Annotated in this window: 15 protein-coding genes; 7 read left to right on the plus strand and 8 right to left on the minus strand. The window is 64.6% G+C overall.

Features of this window, described 5'->3' with window-relative positions; translation table 11 throughout:
* Positions 1-41: 41 nt before the first annotated feature.
* The 3 genes from A5892_RS01170 to A5892_RS20080 all read right to left on the minus strand — a co-directional run bounded on the left by A5892_RS01170 (position 42) and on the right by A5892_RS20080 (position 2,350).
* Positions 42-1,418 carry a GntP family permease gene (locus tag A5892_RS01170; protein ID WP_064121233.1) on the minus strand — a complete coding sequence of 459 codons (1,377 nt, stop codon included), beginning with the start codon at positions 1,416-1,418 and terminating at the stop codon, positions 42-44.
* A gap of 22 nt (positions 1,419-1,440) precedes the next feature.
* The gene (locus A5892_RS01175; RefSeq protein ID WP_150123444.1) at positions 1,441-1,965 is read right to left on the minus strand and encodes a gluconokinase; all 525 of its coding nucleotides are present in this window, start codon (positions 1,963-1,965) and stop codon (positions 1,441-1,443) included.
* 127 nt (positions 1,966-2,092) lie between these two features.
* Complete coding sequence (locus tag A5892_RS20080) at positions 2,093-2,350, minus strand: hypothetical protein (protein WP_150123445.1); 258 nt, start codon at positions 2,348-2,350, stop codon at positions 2,093-2,095.
* Between the two features lie 110 nt (positions 2,351-2,460).
* Between A5892_RS20080 and A5892_RS01180 the strand changes: the two genes are divergently transcribed.
* From A5892_RS01180 to yjiA, 4 genes are all read left to right on the plus strand, one after another.
* Positions 2,461-4,281, plus strand: a complete 1,821-nt coding sequence (locus tag A5892_RS01180) for an aminopeptidase P family protein (protein WP_064121234.1) — start codon at positions 2,461-2,463, stop codon at positions 4,279-4,281.
* 175 nt (positions 4,282-4,456) lie between these two features.
* Positions 4,457-6,538, plus strand: coding sequence for a carbon starvation CstA family protein (locus A5892_RS01185; protein ID WP_064121235.1), 2,082 nt, complete (start codon positions 4,457-4,459; stop codon positions 6,536-6,538).
* Between the two features lie 43 nt (positions 6,539-6,581).
* Positions 6,582-6,785 (plus strand): YbdD/YjiX family protein, encoded by a 204-nt coding sequence (locus A5892_RS01190; protein ID WP_027349017.1) that lies wholly within the window; start codon positions 6,582-6,584, stop codon positions 6,783-6,785.
* A gap of 68 nt (positions 6,786-6,853) precedes the next feature.
* Positions 6,854-7,885 (plus strand): GTPase, encoded by a 1,032-nt coding sequence (gene yjiA, locus A5892_RS01195; RefSeq protein WP_064121236.1) that lies wholly within the window; start codon positions 6,854-6,856, stop codon positions 7,883-7,885.
* A gap of 245 nt (positions 7,886-8,130) precedes the next feature.
* Here the strand turns inward: yjiA and A5892_RS01200 are convergent, their stop codons facing one another.
* A complete protein-coding gene (locus A5892_RS01200; RefSeq protein ID WP_223302755.1) occupies positions 8,131-8,925 on the minus strand; it encodes a pseudouridine synthase in 795 nt (264 codons plus the stop codon).
* A 162-nt stretch (positions 8,926-9,087) separates the two neighbouring features.
* Here A5892_RS01200 and A5892_RS01205 point away from each other — a divergent pair, with 162 nt between their 5' ends.
* Positions 9,088-9,510 carry a hypothetical protein gene (locus A5892_RS01205; protein ID WP_064121238.1) on the plus strand — a complete coding sequence of 141 codons (423 nt, stop codon included), beginning with the start codon at positions 9,088-9,090 and terminating at the stop codon, positions 9,508-9,510.
* Here A5892_RS01205 and A5892_RS01210 read toward each other — a convergent pair.
* Positions 9,497-11,101 (minus strand): methyl-accepting chemotaxis protein, encoded by a 1,605-nt coding sequence (locus tag A5892_RS01210; RefSeq protein ID WP_064121239.1) that lies wholly within the window; start codon positions 11,099-11,101, stop codon positions 9,497-9,499. The two genes, A5892_RS01205 and A5892_RS01210, sit on opposite strands and share 14 nt — an antisense overlap.
* 325 nt (positions 11,102-11,426) lie before the next feature.
* Between A5892_RS01210 and A5892_RS01215 the strand changes: the two genes are divergently transcribed.
* Both A5892_RS01215 and A5892_RS01220 read left to right on the plus strand, forming a co-directional pair.
* Positions 11,427-11,894: a DUF1456 family protein gene (locus tag A5892_RS01215; protein ID WP_064121240.1), complete on the plus strand. Its 468-nt coding sequence runs from the start codon at positions 11,427-11,429 to the stop codon at positions 11,892-11,894.
* 5 nt (positions 11,895-11,899) lie between these two features.
* On the plus strand, positions 11,900-12,598 hold the full coding sequence (locus tag A5892_RS01220) for a S4 domain-containing protein (RefSeq protein WP_064124230.1): 699 nt from the start codon (positions 11,900-11,902) through the stop codon (positions 12,596-12,598).
* A gap of 104 nt (positions 12,599-12,702) precedes the next feature.
* On the opposite strand, the gene A5892_RS20085 is transcribed toward A5892_RS01220, so the two are convergent.
* The 3 genes from A5892_RS20085 to A5892_RS01230 form a co-directional block, all read right to left on the minus strand.
* Complete coding sequence (locus A5892_RS20085; protein WP_150123446.1) at positions 12,703-12,897, minus strand: hypothetical protein; 195 nt, start codon at positions 12,895-12,897, stop codon at positions 12,703-12,705.
* 270 nt (positions 12,898-13,167) lie between these two features.
* Positions 13,168-13,374 (minus strand): SEC-C metal-binding domain-containing protein, encoded by a 207-nt coding sequence (locus A5892_RS01225; RefSeq protein ID WP_064121241.1) that lies wholly within the window; start codon positions 13,372-13,374, stop codon positions 13,168-13,170.
* Between the two features lie 133 nt (positions 13,375-13,507).
* Positions 13,508-14,488, minus strand: a complete 981-nt coding sequence (locus tag A5892_RS01230; RefSeq protein WP_064121242.1) for a 5'-nucleotidase — start codon at positions 14,486-14,488, stop codon at positions 13,508-13,510.
* Between the last annotated feature and the right edge of the window lie 152 nt (positions 14,489-14,640).

The raw sequence follows: 14,640 nt of genomic DNA on the forward strand, positions 1-14,640 counted from the left end.
TAGACCAGGCTATCCGCCTCGCCAGTGCCTGACCGTGAGGATCAGGCCAGAGAGAAGATCAGCCAGGCGATAGCGAACCCCATCAGCCCTATCGCCGTCTCCAGCACGGTCCAGGTCTTCAACGTAGTCTTCACGTCCATGTCGAAGAACCGGCCGACCAGCCAGAAACCGGAGTCGTTGACGTGACTCACCACGACCGAGCCCGCGGCCAGGGAGAGCACGATCGCCGCCGTCTGCACTGCACCGAGGTCGGCAAGAGCGGGCTGGATCAACCCAGCCGCGGTGATCAGCGCCACCGTCGCCGACCCCTGCGCGATGCGCAACAGCGCAGCGATCAAAAAGCCCGCGGCGATCACCGGCAGCCCCAGCTCGGCCAGGGTCCCCGAGAGCGCATCACCGATTCCGCTCGCGCGCAGCACCCCACCGAACATGCCGCCGGCACCGGTGATCAAAATGATCGAGCAGACCGGGCCAAGCGCTGAGTCGAGCAGCTTCTCGACCGTATCACGACCCTTGCCGCGGCGGGTGCCGAGTACCGTAGCGGTGACCAGCACACCGATCAGCAGCGCCACCGGCGTGGTCCCGATCATCCGCAGGTAGCCGAACCAGGCCGCCTCACCGCTGAGCAGGCCGGCCACGCGCAGCGCCTCGAGCCCGGTATTGAGGAAGATCAACATCAAAGGCAGCAGCAGCATGGAGATCACAAGGATTGCGCTGGGCGGATTCTCCTCGCGTGGCTGCTGCTCGCCGAGAACATCGGGTACCGGCAGGTTGATTCGTTTGCCGACCCACAGCCCGAAGAGGTAGCAGGTGAAGTACCAAGTCGGCAGCGCGATCACCAGGCCCAGCAGGATCACCAGGCCGACGTCGGCACCGAGCAGCTCGGAGGCTGCCACTGGACCCGGGTGCGGCGGCACGAAGATGTGCATTACCGAGAAAGCGCCGGCGGCGGGCAGGCCATAGAGCAACATCGAACCGCCGACCCGGCGCGCGACGCTGAAGATTACCGGCAGCATCACGATCAGCCCGGCATCGAAGAAGATCGGGAAGCCGAACAGCAGCGAAGTGATCCCCAGCGCCATCGGCGCGCGCTTCTCGCCGAAGCGATGAATCATCTCATCGGCCAGCGACTGCGCTCCGCCGGAGACTTCGATGATCCGGCCGAGCATGGCACCCAGCCCGACCAGCAGCGCGACCCCACCCAGGGTGCTACCGAAACTGCTGGTCAAGGTAGTGATGATCTGGCCGGCGGGAATCCCGGTGACCAGCGCAGTCAACAGGCTGACGATGATCAGCGCGATGAATGCATGGACCTTGAACTTGATGATCATTACCAGGAGCAGCGCAATCGCCGCTCCGGCGATGCCTAATAAAGGCATTACGCCAAGCGTCTGTTCCCACTCTGCGGTCGAATTCATGACGGCCTCCCGGCGCGCAATCTCAAAGCCGGCTTGGCTTGGCGAGGTTCATATCGGCGATGACCTGGTCGACGATCGACTCAGGTGTGGACTCTGCGTTGATCGTCTCGCCCGGCTCGTCGGCAGTGAGACGTTCGAGGGTCGCGAGCTGGGAATCGAGCAACGATACCGGCATGTAGTGGCCCTTGCGCGAGCGCATCCGCTCGGTGAGCACCTCGTAGTCGACGTCCAACAGCACGAAGCGAACGTCGCATTCCGCCTCGCGGAGCAGGTCGCGATAGCTGCGTTTGAGCGCGGAGCAGGTCAGCACGACGTTCTCGCCAGCCTCACCCTTCGCACTGATCCAATCGCGAATGTCCCGCAGCCACGGCCAGCGGTCCTCGTCCTGGAGCGGAATGCCCGCCGACATCTTGTCGATATTGGCCTGGGGGTGGAACTCATCGGCTTCGGCAAATGCCCAGCCCATGCGCTGAGCGAATGCCTGAGCGGCCGTGGTCTTGCCGGAACCCGAGACGCCCATGAAGATGACGGCCATCGGTTGGGTCATGAGAAATTCTCCCGAACCTGGTGAGTAAAAAAGGTACATGATGGACGCACAGAACGTGGCCGCCCAATGAATGGCTGTGAACGGTACCATCAAGGCCCGGCCGACTCTATGCGGCAAATGCCACCCCCTACCAAAGTAGTAAACCAACGACGGTCAGATCGTCCCACCCGTCTGGTTCAGGGCGCTTTTCACCCCGGCAAAGCCCACGCTCGGATCCGCGTAATAAGCGCACAAAATCGACAATATCAGCTAAAAAAATACCTTCTGGTTGATATTTATTGCCATTTACATCGAACGTCACGACATCTCCCCCAACAGCCGGGCTACCGCTCGGACCGCTGGTGGCTTTCTTATTACTGAAGACCGCGGCGACCATGCGAACCATCGAGGTGGCAATCCCGGCGCTGGCGATCGGGCCGATCCGGCGTATGCTGGGGAGTCAATCCCTTCGCCGCCCGCCGCGGCCATGGACCACCGCGCCCTGAGAGAGAAGAAATGCCCGCAGAGACCGTGCAGACCATCGCCAACCGCATCGACATGCTGCGCCAAGCACTTGAGCGAGAGGGCCTCGATGCCTGGATCGCACCCTCTTCCGATCCCCATTTGTCCGAATACCTGCCGGCCCACTTCTCGAACCGTGAGTGGCTTTCCGGTTTCACCGGCTCGGCCGGCACCCTGGTGGTACTCGGCGACGATGCGACGCTCTGGGCCGACAGCCGCTACTGGGTCCAAGCCGAGCAGCAGCTCGATGGCAGCGGCATACAGCTGGAGCGACTGATTCCCGCCGAAGGTCGCGACCACATCGCCTGGCTGGTCTCGACGCTTGCCGAGGGAGCGCGGGTCGGGGTCGACGGCGCGGTGCTCTCGCTCGCTGCCGCCCGTACGCTCGAGGCCGCCTTCGCCGCCAAGGGCATCGAACTTGCCACCGACCGTGATCTGGTCGGTGCAATCTGGCCCGACCGCCCGGCGCTGCCCAAGGCGCCGGTCTACGCCCATCTCGATGAGTTCGCCACCACCAAGCGTGCCGTTAAGCTCACCGCGCTGCGCCGGGCACTCGAGGCGCGCGGCGCGCAGTGGCAACTGCTGTCGAGCCTCGACGACGTCGCTTGGCTGTTCAATCTGCGCGGCAGCGACGTCGACTACAATCCCGTGTTCCTCGCCCACGCACTGATCGGGCCCGAGCAGGCGACGCTGTTCGTCGACGAGACCAAGTTCGACGCAGCGCTCATCGATGAGCTGGCCGCCGACGGCGTGAACCTCGCCCCTTACGACTCAGTGCTCGAGGCGCTCGCCCAGCTGCCCTCGCAGGCGCGGGTGTCGCTCGACCCGAACAGGCTGAGCCTGCGGCTCCACCAGGCGCTGCCCGAGGGAGCCGCGACGATCGAGGGAATCAGCCCCACGACGCTGGCCAAGGCATGCAAGAGCGAGGCTGATCTCGTCCACGTGCGCCATGCGATGGAAGAAGACGGCGCGGCGCTGTGCGAATTCTTCGCTTGGCTCGAAGCCGCGCTGGCCAGGGGAGAGGCGATCACCGAGCTGACCATCGATGAGCGCTTGAGCGCGCGTCGCGCGAAGCGTTCACGTTTCGTCTCGCTGAGCTTTCCGACCATCGCCGGCTTCAATGCCAACGGCGCGCTGCCCCATTACCGCGCCACCGAGACGGCGCACGCCCGTATCTCAGGCAACGGCCTGCTGCTGATCGACTCCGGTGCCCAGTATCTCGACGGCACCACCGACATCACCCGGGTGGTACCGATCGGCACACCCAGCGATGCCCAGCGACGCGACTACACCCTGGTGCTCAAGGGCACCATCGCGCTCTCCCGCGCCCGTTTTCCGGAAGGGCTCAAGGCACCGCTGCTGGACGCCATCGCCCGGGCGCCGCTCTGGGCCGCGGGGGTTGACTTCGGGCATGGCACCGGCCACGGGGTCGGCTACTTCATGAACGTCCATGAAGGGCCACAGGTGATCTCCTATCATGCCCAGCCGGCTCCGCAGACCGCGATGCGCGCCGGCATGATCACTTCGATCGAGCCAGGTCTCTATCGTCCCGGCCAGTGGGGCATCCGGATCGAGAACCTGGTCGCCAACCAGCCGTTCATCGAGGCCGACGGTGAGTTCGGCGAGTTCCTGCACTTCGAGACCCTGACCCTGTGCCCGATCGACACCCGCCCGATCGATCTTGCGCTGCTCACGCAAGAAGAGATCGCTTGGCTCGACGCCTATCACGTCGAGGTCCGCGCCCGCCTGGCGCCCAAGCTCGAAGGCGAGGCGCTGGCCTGGCTCGAGCTTCGCACCGCACCGCTCGCCGGCTGAACATTGCTGCGGGGCGCAAGCCCCGCATCAGCTAAAGATTCAGCGCGGATCGGTTCCACAGCGCGGGTGAAAAGGATGCGTCCTGTCTCGCAAGGGCTGCGACTTAAGTCGTGATGCTTAACTCATTCTGTGCCGCTATAACGCAGTCTCCTTCCTGCCCATCCGGAGCCTGCCCATGAATCGCTCCCAAGCTGTCAACGGCGGCCTAGTGCGACATCTTCCCTGGCTGCTGCTGGCAGTCGTCGGCGCTTGCGCGCTGGGGGTCGTCGCACTACGCCGAGGTGAATCGATCAACGCTTTGTGGATCGTCGCCGCCTCAGTGTCGATCTATCTGGTCGCCTACCGATACTACGCGCTGTTCATCGCCACCAAGGTAATGCGCCTGGACCCGAATCGGGCGACACCGGCGGTAGTCAACAACGATGGACTCGACTACGTGCCGACCCACCGCCATGTGCTGTTCGGCCACCACTTCGCTGCGATCGCAGGCGCGGGGCCACTGGTCGGCCCGGTGCTGGCCGCGCAGATGGGCTACCTGCCGGGTACGCTGTGGCTGATCGCGGGTGTGGTGTTCGCCGGGGCGGTGCAGGATTTCATGGTGCTGTTCCTCTCCACCCGGCGTAACGGCCGCTCGCTCGGCGAGATGGTGCGCGAGGAAATGGGCCGGGTACCGGGCACCATCGCGCTGTTCGGCTGCTTCATGATCATGATCATCATCCTCGCGGTGCTGGCGCTGATCGTGGTCAAAGCGCTGGCGGAGAGCCCATGGGGCATGTTCACGGTGATCGCGACGCTGCCGATCGCGGTGTTCATGGGTATCTACATGCGCTTCATCCGCCCGGGACGAATCGGCGAAATCTCAGTGATCGGCCTGGTACTGCTGCTCAGCGCCATCTGGTACGGCGGAGCGATCGCCGCCGACCCTTACTGGGGTCCGGCCTTCACCTTCACCGGTGTGCAGATCACCTGGATGCTGATCGGCTACGGGATCGTTGCCGCGATGCTGCCGGTGTGGCTGCTGCTCGCACCGCGCGACTACCTCTCGACCTTCCTCAAGATCGGCACCATCGTTGGGCTCGCGATCGGCATCCTGGTCATCGCACCGGAGCTCAAGATGCCGGCGCTCACCCAGTTCGTCGACGGAACCGGACCTGTGTGGAAGGGCGCGCTGTTTCCGTTTTTGTTCATCACCATCGCCTGCGGCGCGGTCTCCGGCTTCCATGCGCTGATCAGCTCGGGCACCACGCCGAAGCTGCTCGACAACGAGGTCAACGCCCGCTACATCGGCTACGGCGGGATGCTGATGGAGTCCTTCGTCGCGATCATGGCGCTGGTCGCCGCTTCGGTGATCGAGCCCGGCCTCTACTTCGCAATGAACAGCCCACCGGCGCTAGTCGGCACCGACGTCGCCAGCGTCGCCGCCACGGTGTCGAGCTGGGGCTTCGTGATCACGCCGGAGACCCTGGAAGCCACCGCCCGGGATATCGGCGAGCACACCGTGCTGGCGCGAGCCGGGGGCGCACCGACGCTGGCGGTGGGGATCGCGCAGATCCTCCACCAGGTGCTGCCAGGTGAGAACACCATGGCATTCTGGTATCACTTCGCGATCCTGTTCGAGGCGCTGTTCATCCTCACCGCAGTGGATGCCGGCACCCGCGCCGGGAGATTCATGCTCCAGGACCTGCTCGGCAGCTTCGTGCCCGCCCTCGCCCGTACCGAGTCGTGGTTCGCCAACCTGCTCGGCACCGTCGGCTGCGTGGCACTGTGGGGCTATTTCCTCTACCAGGGCGTGGTCGACCCGCTCGGCGGGATCAACACCCTGTGGCCGCTGTTCGGGATCTCCAACCAGATGCTCGCCGGCGTCGCGCTGATCCTCGCCACCGTGGTGCTGATCAAGATGAAGCGCGGCCGCTACGCCTGGGTCACCGCGGTGCCCGCGGCTTGGCTTTTGATCTGCACCACCTATGCCGGACTGATCAAGCTGTTCGATGCCGACCCGGCGGTCGGCTTCCTCGCCCAGGCCAACCGCTATCGTGACGCGCTGGCCAACGGCGAGCTGCTCGCCCCGGCGGTCAACGCGGCGCAGATGCAGCAGGTAATGATCAACAACTACATCAACGCCGGTCTCACCGTGCTGTTCCTCGCCGTGGTCTCGAGCATCCTGTTCTACGCGATCAAGACCGCGCTGGTGGCCCGTCGCCACAGCGAGCGCAGTGACAAGGAAGCCCCTTACCAACCGATGCCCAGCGCCCACTGAACCAGCACGCCGCCGGCTTCGGCCGGTGGCGAGGAGAATCGCCATGTTCAACGACATCGCCCGCGCAGGCCGCTATCTCGGCCAGGCCGCAAGGCTCATGGTCGGCATGCCTGACTACGACACCTACGTCTCGCACATGCGCACCCGGCATCCCGACCAGCCGGTGATGAGCTACCAGGAGTTCTTCCGCGAGCGGCAGGACGCGCGCTACGGCGGCGGCAAGGGCCGTCCGGTGCGCTGCTGCTGACGGGTGCGCCTAGCGCGGCCCCGGAGCCTTTAGTAGGCTGCGACGACATTCACGCCAGCGGAATCGCGATGACCGACCCTACCCCCGACAGCCTGGTGCCACCGATCCCAGTGACGCTGCTCAGCGGCGCCCTCGGAGCCGGCAAGACCACGCTCCTGCGTGAACTGCTCGACGCCCGCCACGGGCTCAAGATCGCAGTGATCGAGAACGAGTTCGCCGCCAGCGGCATCGACGACCAGCTGCTCGGCGATACCCCGGTCACCGTCGTCGCCCTGGCCGACGGCTGCATCTGCTGTTCGATCGGCGGCGACCTGACCCGGGCGCTGGTGGTCCTGCTCGAGCGGCTGGACGCCGGCGAGCTCGACTTCGAACGGCTGGTGATCGAGTGCTCGGGGATGGCCGATCCCGGTCCGATCGCCCAGGCCTTCTTCGCCGAAGAACAGCTGCGTGATCGCTATCAGCTCGACGGCATCCTCACCCTGGTCGACGCCGTGCACGCCGAGCGCCAGCTCGACCGTCCGCTGGCCCAGGCGCAGGTCGGCTTCGCCGACAAGCTGCTGGTGACCAAGCGCGACCAGGTCGATGATGCCCGGCTCGAGGCGCTGTGTGCCCGGCTGGCGCGGATCAACCGCCGCGCCCCGATCGTGCTCGCCGATCACGGCAAAGTGCCGCTCACGGAGCTGATCGAGCTGCGCGGTTTCCACCTCGAAGGCGACCCCGATGCGCTGGTCGCCGCCTCATTGATCCCTCCCACTACCCTGTTCACCCCCTCACCAACCCCACACCGCCACGACGACGCCATCTCCACCCTGATACTGGAGAGCATCTACCCGCTCGATATCGACGCCTTGAGCGAGTTCATGAACGAACTGCTCGAAGAGCACGGCAACCGGCTGCTGCGCTACAAGGGCGTGCTCGATATCGAAGGGGAGCCGCGCCGGCTGGTGTTCCAGGGCGTATTTCGCCTCTACGGCTTCGACTGGGACCGCGAATGGGGCAGCGAGCCCCGCAAGAGCGTGGTGGTGTTCATCGGCGAGCACCTGCCGGAAGAACGGATCCGCCAGGGCTTCGCCCGAGCCACCGAAAGAAGGATCGGTTGATAGCGCCCGTTCGTAGTGAGGGCCCTTCGACTCGCGGTACTCGCTCAGGATGCTCGGAAACATCTCGTCTCGAACCACCGCCCTGGCGCCGCCGCACGATCCCTCGACTGGCGCCCCCATCGCCGGGCTAATGCTCGACCTTGACGGGTAAGGGCGCCGCTCGGGACGAACGGGGTGAGGTGAGCTTGTCGAACCGCCCTCGGGATGGACGGGTTTTGAAAGGAATTTCAAGGAGATCAGCGCAGCTATGCCGCGGCGATCTCTTCCATCTCCAGCGGCCGATACTCGCCGGGCGAAAGCCCTGGGTCGAGGACGATGCCGCCTACGCGCTCGCGGTGCAGGGCGACGACGTGGTTACCGAGCGTGGCGAACATCCGGCGGATTTGTCGATAGCGACCTTCGAACAGGGTCACCCAGGCCCGGTGGGCGTGCTCGATCTCGAGTATCGCGGGCAGGGTGTCGGTGGTCTCGTGGCGCAGGCGAATGCCGGTGGCAAATGCCTCGACGTCGCGCTGGTGCAGCGGACGGGCAAGATCGACGCAGTATCGCTTGGGCTTGCGCGAACCGGGCTGGGTGAGTCGCTCCGACCACTCGCTGTCGTTGGTCAGCAGCAGAAGCCCGGTGGTGTGGTAGTCGAGCCGCCCGGCGATGTGGAGATCCTCAGTGGCATCCGCCCCAAGCAGCTCGAGCGCAGTAGGATGCCGATCGTCGCGAGTGGCACTGATGCAGCCGCCCGGCTTGTACAGCATCAGATAACGCGGCGTACGCCCGGGGCGCAGCAATCGATCGTCGAACTCGACCCGGTCGAAGGCAGTGAGCATCCGGGTGCCATCGCGCTCGACCGTGCGATTGACCCTTACTCGCCCCTCGAGCAGCACCCTGCGCACACGCTGACGGCTCTGCTCTGGCAGTGCGATGATCACTCGATCGAGGCGTTCCATCGCGGTCAGCCGCTCACGCCGAGGGTACCGACGCCCTGGTGTCTGGACGACGCGAAACACATAGCAAACCGGGAAGTGATTCGGAGCACGCAGAGACATCCATAAGTCGTGGGTCGGGCGTCGACGATTCTGCCATGCCTCTCATCCCGGCGCCCAGCATCGCGCCGATTCACCGGCAACGACGACTCGCCTGGGCTATCATGCGGCCAATCACGCGAGTATCCCTTGCCTCGCGCTAGCCATCGATCAGGAAACCGCGGCATGTCCGATACCTCTGCAACTCCCGCTCAACTCGCTGCCGTCGGCTTCGCCGCGCTGGCGATCGGCAAGGCGTTCGATGCCCTCGAAGCCGTGCATTTCCCCCTCGACGACGCGCAGTACGCGGCGATGACCCAAGCGGTCGGCGGCTGGCTGCGCGAGCGCCACGGCGACGCTGCGGTCGATGCCGCCAAGCAGGCGCTCGGTGATGGCGCGCTGGGCAGTGACAACGCCGAAGAAGATGAGATCGACGCCGCAGTGGAAGCCGCCCAGCAGGGGTTGGCCGCGTCGTTCGCCATCCTCGGCGAGCAACGGGCCGATGCCATCGAGGCCGCCCATCAGGCAGGCTTGGCGGCGATCCGGGAGGCGCTCGCCGAGGCCTACGGAGAAGAAGCGGTAGCGACGCGCTGGTCTAGCGCGCTCTGAACCACAGCAGCGGACGGCGCAGCATCGCGCCGAACGCGCGCAGCGGGCTCGGCGGTGCATCGACATCTGCATGAGCCGATGCCGACGAGCGTGACAGAACGTGCCCTTCGACCTCCTTGAGCTCGGGCGCTCCCCGCTCGTCCAGCCTGAACCGACTCACCATCTGCTCGAGCAGCGCCGCCTGTTCGCGCAGCGAAGCGGCCGCCATCGCCGACTGGTTGACCAGTGAAGCGTTCTGCTGGGTCACATGGTCGACCCGTTCCATTGCCTGGGTAACCTGCTGGATGCCGATCGACTGCTCACTGGTGGCATGGCTGATCTCGCTGATCACCTCGCCGACCCGCTGGGTGCTGTCGACGATCTCCCGCATCACCGCGCCCGCTTCCTGAACCTGGCTCGCGCCGGCGTCGACCGCTTTCACGCTCTCACCGGTCAGCGCCTTGATCTCGCTGGCCGCATCCGCCGAGCGCTTGGCCAGCCGCTGGACTTCGATCGCCACCACCGAGAAGCCGCGGCCCTGCTCGCCCGCACGCGCCGCCTCCACCGATGCGTTGATCGCAAGGATATTGGTCTGGAAAGCGATCTCATCGATCAAACCAACGATCTCGCCGATGCGATGGCTGGAGCTCTCGATCAGCTTCATTCGCTCAACGACCTGCTCGATCACGCCGCCGCCTCGCTCCGCCGCCGCATTGGCATCCTGCGAGAGCAGGTCTCCCCGCTCGGCCGCCTGGGCGGTCTGCTGCACAGTGGTGGAAAACTGCGAAAGCGAAGCCACCGTTCCCTGCAGGTCGTTGGCGGTCTGCTCGGTGCGCGCCGCGAGATGCTGGTTACCGTCGGCGATTCCTTGGCTGGCACCGGCGATGTTTTCGCTGGCGTCGCGGATTTGCGCCACGATGCTCGCCAGCTGGCGCTGCATCTGCGTCTGGGTCTCCTGCAGCTTGGTGAGCTCATCGCTACCCGAGGCGTCGATGGGCTGGGTCAGATCGCCGCCGGCGATCGCCTCGGCGGTGTGGCGCGCCCGTCGTACCGGCACGCAGATCGCCCACATGTTCAAAAGCGTCAGCGGCACCACGATCAGCAGTACCAGCAGTATCTCGCCGAAGAAGGTCACCAGGATCTGGCGGAATAGGCTCGCCTGGCCTGCGACATTGGCGTCTATGTAGCCCTGTATCAGCGTATCGATCGAGCGCAGGCGCTGCTGCACGCCATCGAGTGCGGCGCCGCTATCACCTCCCCCCGTACGCCGCTCACGATACGTTTCCAAAGCAGCCAGCAGCTCAGGCGCCGCCGCGCCGGTGGTACCGATGCCCTCGAGCGCCGTCGCCAAGCGTGTCGCCTCATCGAGATGCTCACGCCATGCCCCCGACCCGTCGAGCGTGCGCAGCGTCGCCAGCCGATCCTGGAGTGCGACGAGGGTGCGCATACCGGCGACCCCCTCCTCGATCAGTTGGGTGTGCATGGTGTACATCCGCTGATTGCCGAGCAGTCCCGCACCGCTGAGGAGGATCAATAGTGCGATCACCATGCCGATAGCGCCAAGCATGCGCAGGCGAATGGTGAAGCGCCGAATCATCGCGAGGAAGATCATGAACTGGTTTCCGAGTGGCCTGGCAAGGAATCGTCGCCACCCGGCGCTCGGCCCGTCCCGGGTCGCGTGAAGCATGGTGGGCGGTCGGCAGTGGTGGCATCCATAAGAACATCGGCACGCGGGCGCGAATCTTTCGCTTTGATGACGAAAAATCATCTTTCGCTGACTGAAAGTCGCTGAGCGCGCCATGCCAAAAAGCCGGGCGCCTAGCCGACACCCCTGCCTCGACGATCGAATCGAGGCGAACGATGCCGCCGTCACGAGGTCCAGATGCCCACACTCAGGTAGAATCACCGCGAATGAATGCAACCCCTGGGAACCGACCATGATCCACAACGATGTGCTGCGCAGCGTGCGCTACACCCTCGATCTGCATGAGACCCGGCTGATCGAGCTCTTCGCGCTGGCGGACTATCCGGTCGAACGCGAGCAACTCGACAGCTGGCTCTCGCCAGAGGGGGAAGAGGGATTCGAGCCTTGCCCCGACGAGGCGATGGCGCACTTTCTCAATGGCCTGGTGATACTGCGCCGGGGGCGCGACGAAACGCGCCCACCGCAGCCGGTGGAACTGCCGGTGAACAACAACATGGTGATGAAGAAGCTGCGCGTTGCCTTCGAGCTCAAGGACGACGATATGCACAAGATTCTCGCTGCGGCCGACTTTCCCCTCTCCAAACCGGAACTCTCGGCGCTGTTTCGCAAGAAAGGACACAAGAACTACCGCCCTGCTGGCGATCAGCTGCTGCGTCGGTTTCTACGCGGCCTGGCGCTGCGCTTTCGTGAGCAGGTATGACCCGCATGAGTGTGGAACCGATTCGGCTGGGGCGCCGGCTAGCCGCACTGCTGCAATGCAGTCGCCGCGAAGCGGAGCTTTACATAGAGGATGGCTTGGTCAGCGTCGATGGCGTGTGCATCGATTCACCGCAGCACCGAGTGACCGATGAGCGCGTGGAGCTGGCGCCGGGGGCGAAGCTCGAGCATTCTCCACCAGTCACCTTGCTGCTGCACAAACCGCTGGGGGTCGATATCGACTCGGCCGGCGCACTGCTGCGTGCCGATCACCATGCCAGCGACGACATCGCACCGTTCCCGCTGCTCGGCCGCCACTTCAAGCGGCAGCTCGCGTTGATGCCGCTCGCCGCGCAGGCCGAGGGCCTGAGCGTCTTCACCCAGGTGCCGGGCATCGCACGCAAGCTGCGCGACGAAGCGCACACCCTGGAGCAGGAGTACATCATCGGGGTGAGCGGAGACATCGACACCGCGCTCGCCCAGCTCGAGCGCGAACCGCGCGAAACCCATGCCCGCTGCCGCGTCAGCCGCCAGAACGAAACCCATCTGCGCGTGGCGCTGAAGGGCAATACTCAGACCATCGTCCGGCTGTTCGAGGGGCTCGATATCGAACCTACGAGCTTCCGGCGGATCCGCATCGGCGCACTCAGCATGGGGCGTCTACCGAGCGGCCAGTGGCGCTATCTCAAGCAGAGCGAACGGTTCTAGGGCCGAGATCGCCGAAAGCCACGAGCAGCATCGCAGAAAGCAAAAGGCCGGGGCCGCCGCAATTAGCGGCCCCGGCCTAGTCACTGCCATGCGCAGGGCATGGCTCAGGCGACGTCGCTGACCTGCTCGCGGCTTGCCTGCTCGACCATTCTCAGTCGTACCGCTTCCGCTTCCTCGCGAGAAGGATAACAACCGAGGCGATTGTCAGCAGCGCAGGTTCGCTCGATCAGCAGCCAACCGACCACCTTGGCCGTCTCGAACTCGTCGTAATGGGGAATCACACAGTATGAAGTAGACATGCCAGTATCCTTTCCAGCCAAGTCACGAAAAGAGTATAGATGCCACGCCCGAAATGTCGCGATCAGGCATCTATTAAACGTTAGTCTCATCCGTCTGCGCTGACTAGTAAGGTTTTCCTCTATAACGTGTCATTTCCAACTCGCTGCGTAACCTCCTGTATTCGGCCGCAGCCGTCGACGACCGCGATGCCGCACTATTGTTGATAGCACAAGGGTTGAAAGAACAAGGGTTGAAAGAACAAGCGCTCGGGAGCGAATACCCCTCGCCTCTCAACCGCCATGGCATTTCTTGAATTTCTTGCCGCTGCCGCACGGGCAGGGGTCGTTACGCCCGATGTCCTTGAGCGCATTGCGCACCGGCTCGCGCGGCCCGTGGTCGTGATTGCAGTGCGATCCGTGGACGTGCCCGGGATGGTCGTGCTCGTGATGGTCGTGATCATGGTTGCAGTCGGGGCCATGGACGTGGGGCTGGTTCATGTCGAACTCCAGGTAGGGGCATGGCGTGATTATCGCGCGTGCGGGACCGCACGGCGAGCGCCTGGCCCCATCTCCTCCGCGCGCCCTTGGCGCACGGGCCGCCACTTCGCTGGTGTTGCCGAGACGCGCTCGCTCAGCGGGGCTCGTCGTCTTGCACCGGGCCTCGATCGCCATCCGCCTCGCTCGTATTCATGCGATTGAGCTTGCCGAACGGCACGTGCACCGACGGGAGCAGGGAGCTGGTCGCGGCGAGGTGCGAGGTCTGGTCGTCGAAGAAGATGTGCGGCTTGACGATCTTCAGCACCGCGCTCTTGTCCACACCGCCGAGGAAGAAAGCCTCGTTGACCGTGATTCCCCACTCTCTCATGGTGTGGATCACTCGCTCATGGGCCGGCGCATCGCGTGCGGTCACGATAGAAACCCGCAGCTTGGGCACGTAGGCGCTGTCGCTACGCTCCTGGTGACGTCGCTCCAATGCCTGGATGGTGGAGAGCCGCTGGAGCAGGTCGGCGAGCAGGCCGCGCTCGGCAGGCACCAATGCGTGCGCTCTCTCGTGCCGATGGTAGGCATCGATGCCTTGGGTCTGGTAGATGCTTTCGGATTCATCGGTGGTCAGCACGCCATCGAAATCGAACGCCACCCGCAGCTCGTCGCCTTGATCGAGCTCGTAGTGCCCCTCCATGACCTGTCCGGCGGGATACCCCGCCGCGATCGCCCCGCGAACGTCGTCGGGGTTGGCGGAGAGGAACAGACTGATATTGAGCGCTGGGATGAAGGGATAGGGCGAGCGCCCCTGGAGGAAGACCGCGCGGGAGATCGCCAGTTGATGGTGTTCGATCGACTTCATCACCCGAAGCCCGGTATCGGGATCGTTACGCGACAGCAGCAGGACCTCGATGGGCGGGTCGAGCGGATCGAGCTCACGCAGCGCCAGCAGTCTCTTGATGAAGGCGAAGGCCACCCCCGGCGTCAGCGGCTCGTTTTCGTGCCGACGCTGATAGTCGCGGTAGGCCGCCTCTCCCTGCTGGACGAACACTGCGTCCGAATCCGCCAAGTCGAAAAGCGCGCTCGAGGCGAGGCCGATCACCAGGCGATTGGACAGGTCATAGGGCATACGACGGTTTCCCGATCAACGGTTGAAACAACGGCAATCCAGCCAGTGACACAAGCCTACCCCACGCTTGAATGATCCGCCCATCGCACCCATTTCTTCCTCGGGATCGGTGTCGCGGCCAAATGGAAAAATCACTTCGCTGCCCCTTGAAA

Source organism: Halotalea alkalilenta, from assembly GCF_001648175.1.
Taxonomy (GTDB): domain Bacteria; phylum Pseudomonadota; class Gammaproteobacteria; order Pseudomonadales; family Halomonadaceae; genus Halotalea; species Halotalea alkalilenta_A.